This is a genomic window from Myceligenerans salitolerans, assembly GCF_017349295.1.
GTDB lineage: Bacteria > Actinomycetota > Actinomycetes > Actinomycetales > Cellulomonadaceae > Myceligenerans > Myceligenerans salitolerans.
This window is the reverse complement of sequence record NZ_JAFMPK010000045.1, coordinates 16,240-28,678: the sequence shown is the minus strand read 5'-3', so window position 1 is coordinate 28,678 and position 12,439 is coordinate 16,240. Positions and strand designations below refer to the sequence as shown.

Annotated in this window: 9 protein-coding genes; 6 read left to right on the top strand and 3 right to left on the bottom strand. The window is 64.8% G+C overall.

The window, feature by feature from the left end; translation table 11 throughout:
- From J0911_RS12565 to J0911_RS12555, 3 genes are all read right to left on the bottom strand, one after another.
- Window positions 1–1,095: an ADP-ribosylglycohydrolase family protein gene (locus J0911_RS12565; RefSeq protein ID WP_207275810.1), complete on the bottom strand. Its 1,095-nt coding sequence runs from the start codon at window positions 1,093–1,095 to the stop codon at window positions 1–3.
- 273 nt (window positions 1,096–1,368) lie between these two features.
- The gene (locus J0911_RS21150; RefSeq protein WP_207275809.1) at window positions 1,369–2,304 is read right to left on the bottom strand and encodes a cold-shock protein; all 936 of its coding nucleotides are present in this window, start codon (window positions 2,302–2,304) and stop codon (window positions 1,369–1,371) included.
- Between the two features lie 959 nt (window positions 2,305–3,263).
- A complete protein-coding gene (locus tag J0911_RS12555) occupies window positions 3,264–4,052 on the bottom strand; it encodes a hypothetical protein (protein ID WP_207275808.1) in 789 nt (262 codons plus the stop codon).
- A 10-nt stretch (window positions 4,053–4,062) separates the two neighbouring features.
- On the opposite strand from J0911_RS12555, the gene J0911_RS21145 reads away from it, so the two are divergent.
- The 6 genes from J0911_RS21145 (at window position 4,063) to J0911_RS12530 (ending at window position 12,315) form a co-directional block, all read left to right on the top strand.
- The gene (locus J0911_RS21145; protein ID WP_207275807.1) at window positions 4,063–5,940 is read left to right on the top strand and encodes an RHS repeat-associated core domain-containing protein; all 1,878 of its coding nucleotides are present in this window, start codon (window positions 4,063–4,065) and stop codon (window positions 5,938–5,940) included.
- 207 nt (window positions 5,941–6,147) lie between these two features.
- Window positions 6,148–6,378, top strand: a complete 231-nt coding sequence (locus J0911_RS12545) for a hypothetical protein (protein ID WP_207275806.1) — start codon at window positions 6,148–6,150, stop codon at window positions 6,376–6,378.
- A 10-nt stretch (window positions 6,379–6,388) separates the two neighbouring features.
- Window positions 6,389–6,832: a hypothetical protein gene (locus J0911_RS12540; protein WP_207275805.1), complete on the top strand. Its 444-nt coding sequence runs from the start codon at window positions 6,389–6,391 to the stop codon at window positions 6,830–6,832.
- Entirely contained in the window at window positions 6,819–6,950 is a 132-nt protein-coding gene (locus tag J0911_RS20830) for a hypothetical protein (protein WP_278186806.1), read from the top strand. Before J0911_RS12540 ends, J0911_RS20830 begins: the two co-directional genes overlap by 14 nt.
- A 169-nt stretch (window positions 6,951–7,119) precedes the next feature.
- Window positions 7,120–8,910: an RHS repeat-associated core domain-containing protein gene (locus tag J0911_RS21140; RefSeq protein ID WP_207275804.1), complete on the top strand. Its 1,791-nt coding sequence runs from the start codon at window positions 7,120–7,122 to the stop codon at window positions 8,908–8,910.
- Between the two features lie 3,168 nt (window positions 8,911–12,078).
- On the top strand, window positions 12,079–12,315 hold the full coding sequence (locus J0911_RS12530) for a hypothetical protein (RefSeq protein WP_207275803.1): 237 nt from the start codon (window positions 12,079–12,081) through the stop codon (window positions 12,313–12,315).
- The last annotated feature ends 124 nt before the right edge of the window (window positions 12,316–12,439 follow it).

Below are 12,439 nucleotides of genomic sequence, written 5' to 3'. Positions count from 1 at the left end.
TCAGACACCCTGCGAGAGTCCACGGGCCGGGGGCATCCAGTCAGGCAAGGGTTCACGTTGCGAGAGCCATGGTTCGGGAACGCCGATGACGTTGTCGCGTTGCCCGACGCCGGTGAAGGTGGCCACGATGCCGCCGACGATTGCTGCGGTCGTGTCGACGTCGCCGCCGGCTTCGATGCAGGCGGAGATCGCGGCCGGGTAGTCGTTCAGGCGGGTCGTGGCCGCCCAGAGGCAGAACGGCACGGTGTCCTGCGCGGACACGCGTGACCCGTTGCCCAGCCGCCACGCGGCTTCCTCCACGGAGACCTCGCCGAGAGTCAGCGCCTCGGCGACGCCCTTGGCAGTCGCGCCCGGCAGCAGGTAGCGGCCGACCGCGTCGAGGACGCCGCCAGGTGTCGGTACGACGCCGACCAGGCGCGACTGCGCGACGTACGACGACGCGACGGCTGTCACCACGGCTCCGGCGATGCCCTCGGGGTGGGCGTGAGTGACCTCTGAGGCTCGGATGGCCTGTTCGGCGACGCGGTCCAGGTCACCTGCGAAGTAGGCGCCGAGCGGTGCGATCCGCATGGCTGCGCCATTGCCGTACGAGCCGGTCGGGAAGGCGGCGACGGTCGCCTGCTGCCAGGGGACGCCGTCCCGGATCTGGTGGAGCACCTGAACTGCGCCGGCGCCGTAGCCGCGGTACGGATCACACCTGTGCGCGAAGTCGAGCGCGAGCCGGTCCCGATCGATGTCACCGTGTTGGACCAGTTCCGCCGCAACGGTGCAGGCCATGTCCGTGTCGTCGGTCCACTCCCACGGGCCTTCGGGCGCCACGCCGTCCTGCAGCAACCGCGCCGGGTCGTTGTCCGGCACGAAGTACTGCGCGCCTAGGGCATCACCGACAGACAGACCGTGCAGGCTATCGAGACACAGCGAAACGCGCTGCTCACGGTGAGAAGACGTAGGGTGCGGCCGCGACACGTACCGAATCGTCTCAGATGTGCGGCGCCGCGGGCCAAGCAGACCATGGGTGACGGGGCTGGTGACGAAACCCGGAGAGCACGGATCTCTGGACGTGGCACGTCGCCGGTCGGTGAGCCATGACGGCATTGTGATCGCAGCCGATCAGGAACCAGCCCCCCGTAGCGAGGTTCCCGACGGCGGACCGCACAGCGGATGCAAGACGGCGGGCTCGCAAAGCGACCGCGAAGTCCAGGGACCCGCGAGTATGTCGCGGGCGCCGCCAGGCAGCAAGGATAGGTTCAGGCGCAGAGCCTCCTACCGGTTCGCGAAGCCCCTGCGCTGGATGCCGAAGCCCAGCCCCGTCGTCGAAAGGTGTGCTGTTTCGTTGCGTCCGGCGAGCGACGGCAGGCCCATCACAGCTCACGCCAGTTCGACACGGTCGGCCTGCGGCCCCCGGTCGCTCTGGCGCACCTTGAATCGGACCCGCTCACCCTCCCGCAGGTCCTCGACGCCCTGCACGACCGACACGTGCACGAACAGGTCCGCGCCCCCGACATCGGGGGTGATGAAGCCGAAACCGCGCTCCGCGTCGTAGCGCGCGACGGTGCCCTCACCCGCGCGCACAGGTCCGCTCGATGCCGTGGGACGGCGCGACCGACCGCGGTCTGTGGCCGCGCGCGCACTCCCGGAGCCACGCACGAGCTGCACGTTGCGCGCATTCGGCCCTCTGTCGCCCTCGACGACGTCATACGTCACGCGTTCACCCTCGGAGAGCCCGGTCAGACCCGGGCCGAGCGCACGGACGTGGACGAAGATGTCCTCGCCACCCGAGTCGGGAGCGACGAACCCGAAGCCCTTGGTGTCGTCGTACCAGGACACCGTGCCGTCTGCGCCATCTGCGGGCACAGCATGCCGGGCGGCCTGCGCCCCGAGCGGTAGCAGGTGGTCCGCCTGCTGGCCCTTCTCTCCGTCGACGACGAGGAACGCCACCCGCTGCCCCTCCGAGATCACACCGCCGGTGACGATGGCCGAGCTGTGCACGAAGATTTCGACGCGACCGTCGTCGGGCGTGACGAAGCCGTATCCCTTGGCCGGCTCGTACCAGGCGACGGTGCCGAGCACACCCGTGGGCGCGTCGGCGGTCCGGTCGCCCGTGACACGGACGCGGCGTGCCTGCGGGCCACGGTCACCCTCGCCCACCTCGAACTCGACGGCCTGCCCCTCGCGGAGGAGCTTCGGTCCGTCGTCGCCGACGATTTCGGACGCATGCACGAACAGGTCCTCGGCCTCATTCCCGAGGTCGATGAAGCCGAACCCTCGGTCGGCGTCGAACCATCGGACAGTTCCCTGGGGCACCTAAGACTCCTCATCTCGGCAGACATTGCTGTTGTCCAGTGTCCCTGACAGAATCCCAGGCGGGTGGGTCCAGCCGTTTCGCGGTCTCCACCAGTGGTGAGGACGCAGGCGGCGACGAAGGCGTGCTGGCCGGCGAAGCTGACTACGTGTACACCGCCGGCGGGAACCGGCTGATCCGAACCGACGCGGACGGGACCACCGTGTTCTTGTCGGGTGGGCAGGAAGTGACGGTGACCGCCGGCGAGGTCACGGCGGTGATGTGGAGTAACCATGAGGCCTCGAACAGAATTGGATGCCCTGGCGGCCAAGTTGTCGAACCAGCTGAATGCCGGCGACCGCCCCAATATGGTCCCGTACGCGAACAACAGGGAAGCGGCAGCAGAGTTCCTAATGCGCCTCGAGTCCGATGGCCGCATCTAGTGGCGCGCATATTTCTCCAGGCAAAGCAGTCATTGAAGGTCGGGAAGCTCCCAATGCGGCGGTTGCCCCAGTGGATCAAGGCAGCCCTAGCTGGGCTAGACCGAGCACTGACCGCCTGGTAATCCTCGCGGATCAACCCAGCGCCACCATCTGCTCACTTCGAGAGGTGCTCGAACAGCAGAACCGGACTTCTCAGCGCTCCGGCACGCCTTGGCATCGAGCCGGCCACGGATTGAAGTGAGCGGTGGAGGCGGCCTGCCGCCTGCGGCCGCGAACCCTGACCGGCAGCAGCGATTCCAGGACGGCTCACACCTCGTCCGTCAGGTTCGTGCCAGCGGGTCCTCGTAGCGCGACCCCGATTGTGGGCTGGACAGCGGATGCGACGGCGGGCTCGCAAAGCGGCCGCGGGTCCATCGAGTTAGTCGACTCCCTGGGGGCGGGGCACAAATGCTACAGCGATACTCCACGCCTGCGACCTGCGGTGATGTGGTCCAAGTCGTCACGCGGTGCGAGTCCCGTCAGCGTCGGACGGCTCTGGATCAGGGGGAGTCCTGCAGGGCTGCCACTCTGCGACGCCAGTATGTGACAGCGTCCTGACCGGCCTGCATCGCGATGACCTCGGGAGTGCGCAACTTCAGGGCTGTCTGTGGCGGGCTGTTCTCTACGTAGGACTCGATTCCTAGCCTGAGTGCGCCGCTGCTCAGGAAGGTGGCGTACTCGCGCACGGATTCCACGATCGGGAAGTTCGTCGGGTTGCCGTGCACCAGGCCGTTGCGTGCCCGTTGGCGCCGGGCCTCAAGGACCGCAGCTTCAGCGGTGTACTCCTTGATCAGTTCTTCGTATGCGGCGATGTCACCGACGCTGCGCAACATCCGGGTGATCCATGCGCGTTCGTGCTCGAGGCGGCACACCGAGAGCAGGTCATCGGTGTGCTCAGCGACGAAGAGGACCCACGGGCGGGACGGCCCGGTTACCAACCAGCCCGTGACGAGCTCGTCTGTCAGGTGTGGGTGCGGGCCACCGCTCAGCAGGCACATGCCGACTGCCTGCTGCACGTCCCTCGCCCATCGGGCGTGTGGCCACCGTTGTCCCAGAAGCTTGAAGGCAGTCTTGGGGCTTATGCCTGCGTGTGCGGCAACGTGCTGGACGACTCGGTCAGCGAGCGGGACCACGCTGCGGATGTCGGCCTCCGAGGGCTTGCGCAGTGCCATGTCGCGGCCGAAGGGGTGGTCGGCGCTGGTCTGAACCTCGATTGCGGCGGCCAGGAATCGAGGCAGTTCGGCGCGGCCCAAGGCCTCGGCGACGCGGACGTACGACCTGCTCGCCAACGGCACCAGCGTGCCGGGGCAGCCGGCCTCCACCACCAGGTATGTCGGTGAGGGCACCGGCCGGGCCGAGATCGCGACGACCGTGGACGGGTATGAGGTCCACGGCCAGCCCACCGCGACTACGACGACGATCCCGCAGGTCGTGGACGGAACGGATCTGGGGGAGCTGGCCAGGTCGTGGACGACGACGTATGAGTACACGGTCTCGGGCCTGCCGGACAAGACGGGATACCAGTTCGGCGGGGGCCTCCCGTCCGAGACACTGAACCTTGCCTACGACAGTGCTGATCAGCCCAGCGCCCTGGGCAGTGACCGGCACGGGATCTACGTGGCCGCCGCGGACTACAAACCCACTGGGGAGCCCGCCCGTTTCTCTCTCGGCAACACGCATGCCTACGTGCAGGACTGGGACTACGAGTTCGGCACCAACCGGCTGAAGAAGACCACCGTCGTCGCCGAGGACCCCTCCGGTGTGGCGGTGGACGTGCGGCGCGCCTCGTACACGTGGGACCACGCCGGTAATCTGACCAGCGTGTTCGACACTCCCGCCGCCGACCTCGGGGGCCGCGCGCACGACCGTCAGTGCTACGACTACGACGGTCTTGGCAGGCTTGTCGAGGCGTGGACGCCGGCCACCGCCGACTGCGCCACCGCGCCGACCTCAGGGATCCTGGGTGGCGCGGCCGCCTACTGGCACTCGTACTCGCACGACTCGGTGGGCAACCGCACCAGCGTCGTGGAGCACGCCGTTGGATCCGGGAGTGACACCACCAGCACGTACGACTACCCGGCAGCGGGTGGCGCCGCCGGTACCCAGCCGCACGGCGTCACCCAGGTCGAGCACACCGGCGCGCAGACCGGCAGCAGCAGCTTCACCTATGACGACGCCGGGAACATGACCGGCCGTGAACATGCCGGAGAGGCCCTTCACGAAATGTCCTGGGATGCCGAAGGCGAACTTGCCACGGTCGCCGAGGACACCGACGGGGACGGCACCATCTCGACGGTCGAACAGGACGAGGCCGACGGATACGTCTACACCGCCGACGGAGAGCGCATCCTGCGCACTCAGGACGGCGCCACAACGCTCTACCTCGGGCACCAGGAACTCACCCTCGATCACTCGACGGGGACCGTCTCGGGCCAGCGGTACTACACGTTCGGTGGCATGACGATCGCCACCCGCACCGGATACGACTTCGGCGACGTGGACACGATCATCTCCGACCAACAGGGCACCGGCACGGTCCAGATCCCGAACGTCGACGGACCCGCACAGCGCGTCCACCGCTACACCGACCCATACGGCAAGCCCCGCGGCCCGCAGGCCGCCACTCCCGGCGCCGGAGGCGGCGCGGACGGCAACTGGACCGGCGAACACGGCTTCCTCGACAAGCCCATCGACAACACCGGCCTGACCGCCATCGGGGCACGCATGTACGACCCGATCCTGGGCAAGTTCATCTCCGTGGACCCCGTGATGGACCTGACCGACCCACAACAGTGGAACGGCTACGCGTACAGTCACAACAACCCCATCACCTTCACCGACCCCACCGGCATGCGGGAAATCTGCGACAGCGGCCACACCTGCAACTACGGCAAGGGCGGAACCATCACCAAACAAAAGAAAAAGAAGAAGCCGAAGCCAACCGTCAACGACATCCGGTCTCAGTGGCGAACAGATCTGCGGGCGCGGCATTCGCTAACCCCGTATCGGCCAGCATTTCCGGCAGTCGGCACTTACAGTTACGCCATGAATAGGCGTGATAGCACTCTTCCGCCCAAGCCGGATACGCCGCAACAGTTGATCAAGAATTTCTATACTGGCGCGGGCCCCCGGGTGAATGCTTATGGGCAGGGTGATTTCGTCACCCAGTCCTACTAGGCATCATCGCACTATTATGCAAGCAGAGCGCAGCTCGCGAATAGGATAATTAGCGGAAAGCTCGCGGTCGGTGGCACGTTCACTAGCTCGAGAAATCTCTACGAAGATGGAATCCTGTCTGCGACTGGTCAGTTGGTCCAAGATGTTTCGCTGTTTCAGGCGGGTGTAGCGCAGACAAGCACGATCCTCGGATCGCACAATCTCTACATGACGCCGACGGCGGCTCATGACGATGGTTCCTATACGGTCAAGTTCACGGTGAGTGAGACGACGCTCGCTGGTTCGGCGACGCGGGTGGGGTTCGGTGAATTCTATAAGGGCAATGTCGAGCCAGCGATCAACAGCATTCCTGGGAGTAGCGGACCGCTGTCTCCAATGCGTACCGAGATTGCTTGGACTGAGAGGTTCTATCCGTTCAATACTATCTCGCCGAGGTGAGCGAATGCGAATGGCAAATCGTGCGGTCCTAGTTGTTTTAGCATCTATTTTCCTGACTGGTTGTTCGCCGACTGTCGACTCGATCGAGTCGGGCGACGTGGTCGGGCATTGGGAATGTGAAAGTCGGGGCGAGGTAGTGATCCGAGAAGACGGGTCATTCTCTATTGAAGGCTTTCCCAAGGAGGTTGTGAGAGAAATATACCCCGAGTCCATCTTCGCGGATCTTGACCTCGAATCCCGTGGTGCGACGCTGGATGGCGTTGGGAATTGGGACATCATGTCTGGATTTACAGACTCTGGCAAGTTCCAAGAATTCAGGATGAACTTCGAGGGCGGAGATCTCAACGCCATTGATGACGTTCCTGTATGGCTTGGAGAAGAGCGGGGCGGCCAGCGGTTCATTAGCTTTACGATTTCGGAGGACCCCGTCCAGATCAAGTGTGTCCGGCAGTAGGTTGCCGCGCAAGAAGATCACCACGGCTCGGGGTGGCTTGAAGAAGTACGACGGGTGGCTCGACCAGGCCGGGGTGTACCTCGCACACATCCTCGACGGCAAGGACCAGGCGCCCTGAGGTCCGCTTCGGAGAGTGCTGGTCTTCTCATCGTCGCAGGTTCGGCGGCGATGAGAAGACCACCACTTCGCTTCCTCCACCGCATCGCCACGATGGCGGTCTGGCTGGCCTCGCAGTGGATGTGCGGCGCGCGTCCTACACGTGGGACCACGCCGGTAACCTGACCAGTGTGTTCGACAGCCCTGCCGCCAACCTCGGAGGCCGTACACACGATCGCCAGTGCTACGACTACGACGGCCTCGGCCGGCTCGTCGAAGCGTGGACACCGGCCACCGCGGGCTGTGGTACCGCGCCGTCCTCGGGAATCCCGGGTGGTGCGGCCGCCTACTGGCACTCGTATTCCCACGACTCGGTGGGCAACCGCACCAGCGTGGTCGAGCACGCTGTCGGCTCAGGTACCGACACCACCAGCACGTACGACTATCCGGAAGCGGGCGGCGCCGCCGGGACCCAGCCGCACGGCGTCACCCAGGTCCAACAGACTGGCGCCCAGCCCGGCACCAGCGCTTTCGAGTACGACGCCGTCGGTAACATGACCGGCCGCGACCAGGCCGGGCAGGCGCTCCAGGAACTGTCCTGGGACGCCGAGGGCGAACTCGCGGCAGTCGCCGAGGACGCCGACGGGGACGGCACCATCTCGGCGGCCGAGCAAGACGAGGCCGATGGCTACGTCTACACCGCCGACGGAGAGCGCATCCTGCGCACCCAGGACGGCGCCACCACGCTGTACCTCGGACACCAGGAACTCACCCTCGACCATGGGACGGGAACCGTCTCCGGGCAGCGGTACTACACCTTCGGCGGGATGACGATCGCCACCCGCACCGGCTACAACTTCGCCGACGTGGACACGATCATCTCCGACCAGCAGGGCACCGGAACCGTGCAGATCCCGAACGTGGACGGGCCCGCACAGCGGGTGCACCGCTACACCGACCCGTACGGCAAGCCCCGCGGCCCCCAGGCGTCCCAGCCCGGAGCAGGTGGTGGCGCGGACGGCGACTGGACCGGGGAGCACGGCTTCCTCGACAAACCCGTCGACGCCACCGGCCTGACCGCCATCGGCGCCCGGATGTACGACCCGACCCTGGGCCGATTCGTCTCGGTCGATCCCGTCATGGACCTGACCGACCCACAGCAGTGGAACGGCTACGCCTACAGCCACAACAACCCCACCACCTTCACCGACCCCACCGGAATGCGAGAGCTCTGCGAGACCGGGTACACCTGCAACTATGGCAAGGGCGGCAGCATCACCAAGGCCAAGAAAAAGCCCAAGCCCAAGCCAACCATCTGGGATATTAGGTCTCGAGTGCGATACTCATATACGCTGGCGCAGCCATGGCAACCTCTGCCATCGACGACTCCCTACTACGACGCAGCGGCGGCCCGTCGTGAGGTGGCCGCGGCGAAATTGGCGCTTGCCCGGGCAAATGCGGCAGCCGCGCGTGCCAGAGTCGAGCAGGCTAGGCAGCAAGCGAAAGCCGCTGCGGCGGCGCGCCTCAGGGAACAGAGGCGAATGCACAGAGGAACCCCGACGGGTGCGGCCCTTGGAGACTTGCCGTCGGCATTCATCGTGCACCAAAACGGTCCATATGTTGGGACTGGTATCACTCTCGATGATTACCCGGATCAGGTGAATATAGAGTTGTACGCTGGAGGATGCGAGGGCCTGTGTGTGGACGGGGCGGTCGGTTTTGATACTAAGGAGGGATTCTACCGTTCAATCGCACCAGGGTTCGGGATTGAGACCGGTTTTAGCGCTGGATTGACCGTCGGTAATGGAATTGTTCCCGGTATTTCGTACGGGGCCTCTGGGAGTGCGAACGTATATGGGCCATTTCTTATGACCGGATCTACCACCTTCACTAACCCACCCGGGATTTCAGGCGGCGGAGGAATCGGCGGTGGAATGCGCTACGGGGGCCATGTCTATGCGAAGTACACAAGGGCCCAATGACTATCAATTACGGGGTGATCGGATGACCATGGTGGGCTTGATTTTCGGCCTCGCCTTCGTCGTCGCAGGAATTGCGCTCATCGCATCCAGTCGCCGAATCGGAGAGGACGTAGATAAAGACGTCGGCCGCACTCTGCCTCGCTTCCTGGCTGACCTCGTACGAGAGGCCCCGCTAGGTCTTGACATGCGCAAAAGAGTGCTGGCGGTTGGGGTAGGATTCATATTGGTTGGGGTTCTTTTTGCAGCAGTCGACCCGCTGCTCACCTAGATCAGAATAAGGCGGCCCATGTGCCGGTTGACAGTGACCGCACCCGAACCGGCTGGCCTTATGGTCCTGCCCGTTTTGGAACCACTGGGAATTTGGCCTTCACTTACGTTGGATCGCACTATGTGCGAATGACTCCAATGACCGAGAATTCTGACGGAAGCGTGGTGTGGCGATGCACGGCCACCAATGAGTCTGACATCGAGTCAGCTACCCACCCTCCGGTGATTGGGTACACGCAGTGGTGGACCGATAACGTTGACACCCCGATCATGGACGCAGTTGGTGACTCGGGCCCGATGTCCCCGACTTACCAGACCGTTACCTTCGACGTAATCCTGGTGCGGCCTGAAGGTGGCTAGATTGACCGTGAAGATGGCGGGATGCGCGCTCGCTGTGTCAGTAGCGGTAGTGACAAGCGGGTGCGCGCATCAAGTCTCGGCTCAGGAGATCCCGGGCGTCTATTGGGACCGTAGTCAGACAAGCTGCCTAAGGCTAGATTCTGATGGGGGTTTCTATGCTCGCGATGTTCCGGGTGCGGCACTCGACGATGCGGTATCCGATTCGCCACTAGCGTTTTCAGGGACGTGGGAGTTTCTTGACAATTCGAGTTCGGCGGACTTCGTCTATGTGTCGGTCGAGGATGAACTGCCGGAGCAAATCGCAGGAATTCAGGTCTATCTAGGCGGATCGGACTCGCTGTACTTTCTGCCTGATACGGACAGTGGGTCATCGCTTACGTTCTATCGAGAAGGGTCGGACTCTGACTGTGCGATCGGAAGATAGGTTTCCCCTGTCTGCACCATCCAGGACCGACGGCATTGGAACTCGTTCATGACGTGCTCTCAGAAATCCGCGAGGTGTAATTTCTACGCCTTCGGTGGGATGACGATTGCCACGCGCACCGGTTATAACTTTGGTGACGTGGACATGGTCATCTCTGACCAGCAGGGCACCGTCACCGAGTCTGCTTGCGCTTCTGGCGGTACCAGTGCCAGTAGTGCGCGGAGCACATTCCGCGGGTCAGAACGGCCTCGTCGCAGTCGTTGATGCTGCAGTTTCTTTCGGCAGGGGTGGGCGTTCGCGACGGCGTGGGTGCCAGTCGGGGTCGAGGGCGTCGAGGCGTGCAAAGACGCGGGAGCGGCTTCCTTTGGCGTACTGGTCGCGCTGATCGGACAGCCAGCCTGCCGGGTCGCCCGTGGTGCCACGCAGGGTCCCGTGGGCGGCGTGGTGTGCGGCGGCGATGTCGAGCATCCGGGGAGCGCGACGTCGGCATCCTGGGCAGCAGGGTGATCTCCGCGGCTTGGGCACGTCTGCGGGCGGCGTCCGCGGAGGCGCCGAGCCGGGTGGCGATCTCGGGCCAGCCGACGTTGTGGTCCATCGCCCAGGCCACGGCGTCGCTCCAGGACTCCCAGCCGGCGGCCGCGAACCGCTCCCGCCACCTGGTGTCCGTGGTCGCGGCGAGTGTGGCGCGGAACTGGCCGCGCGCCTGCAGCGATCGTGGACCGCCTCGCTTCTTGAACAGCGTGCCGGTGATTCGGTGCTTGCTGCGGTACTCGTCCACTGTCATGCCGTGCGCGCGCACGACGTGGTGTCCCACGGAGGCGAATCACGCGGAGCACTCAAGGCACTGGGACTGCACGGCCGGGTCCGGGATCTTGACCGCGCGGGCGCGTCGTGGATCCAGCTTGACTGCAGGGTCGGAGCGCCCTGCTTCAAGGGTTCTCTTTTTGGGAGGGCAGTAGGTGGGCCGGTCGCTGGTTGCCGTGGGCGTCCGGACCGCGTTGAGCGACTCGGAGTGTTTCGTAGGTTTCGTGGGTAAGGATGAGGTCGCCGAAGTCGCGGCGTGCGGTGGTCAGGATGTCCGGGTCGGGCAGCTCGTTGGCGTACCAGGCTGCAGGGTCGGGATGCTGGACCAGGTGGCGGTCGTTCTCCAGGTCGGTGATGGTCCAGGCGGACAGGTCGTGGCCCTGTCCAGGTGGGTTCCGGTCAGAACTTGGATACCGGCGGCGTCCAGGACGTACTGGCGGGTGATGTCGAGGTCACGGGTCGAGACGTTCTCACCGGGTCGGACTGCTGGAGGGGCCTCTGTTGGGCCCGAGAGTGGGTGGCAGGTGTGGGCGACGCCGTATTCGAGGCGTGGGCCGTGCTGGGTGAGAATCTGGATGAGGACGTCGAGCCGTGCATGCCAGGGTTTGGTGGCAGAGGCAAGGGTGATGGTCGCTCTCGCTCCTGGGAAGAGCTGTGCTCGGCTGACTGAGAGCGCGGACTCGTTGATCGAGGTCAGGCTCGTGAATTTCGAGCGCGCGGCAGCGTCGATCCACGCGCTGCCGCGGCGCGCCTGTGGAGCGGGTGATCTGAAGATGCTCCGGCCGATGTAGGAAAGGGGCGCTGGGAAGCGGGCGTCGACCACGTCCGCGCTCTGGATCAGAGCGGCACGGTCCTCGGCGGCTGCGTCGGTTCCACAGGGGAAGGAGCCGGTTTCGGGTTGCGGGTTGAATCGGAGGAGGATTCCGACGGCGCTCCCGAGTTGCTCGGGTTCGTTGCTCCAGGCGGGAGGCTGAGGATTGTGGGCTCCGCGAATCTGGCCGGTCCACTACTGATCAGTCTGCCGCTGGGCATATTCGGTGAGCCAGGTACGTATCTCGGTGCCATCGCCAGCGGTATTCATCAGAGCGATGACACCTCCTGCTGGTGTATCGGCAGTGTCCTCCACGAACGGTGCGTCGTCCTCCCAGCGGTCCTCGCCTCGTCGTTGAGCTCTTCGATCAGATCCAGGCACGCGAGGAGGGGATCGAGGTCCGGTGGCGCGGATTCTGCGGCGGAGGGATGGAACTCGAAGGAGAACTCCGCCGGGTCGTCTCCCAGGCTTGCCGGATTGATTCCAGTGCACCTCAACGCCCATGCCGCCCATCGAACCCGATCCGGCCTGGCAGGTCCAGCCCGAGGCGGACTGCCCGATTTCATCCGTTTCTAACGTGGTGTCGGTCGGCAACGCGATGGCAGGGCTTGCGTTCCCTGCAAATACGCACCATCGTGACTGCATTGGGAAGGTCTCGCCAGCGTTGAAACGTCTCGGCGTCGTTGTGTTCTGGGTGGAGCAGGACCGGACGGTGACGGTGGACCAGACCATCTGGTAGATCACCACCGGTGGCGTCAGCCGTGGAGAGGGCCGCTGGCTAAGTTCGGCGACGCGGTGCATGGTGCTGCTGTGGCGGTCTTCGCGGGCGAGAGCCGCAAGGTCGGGGCCCCAATCCTGTAACA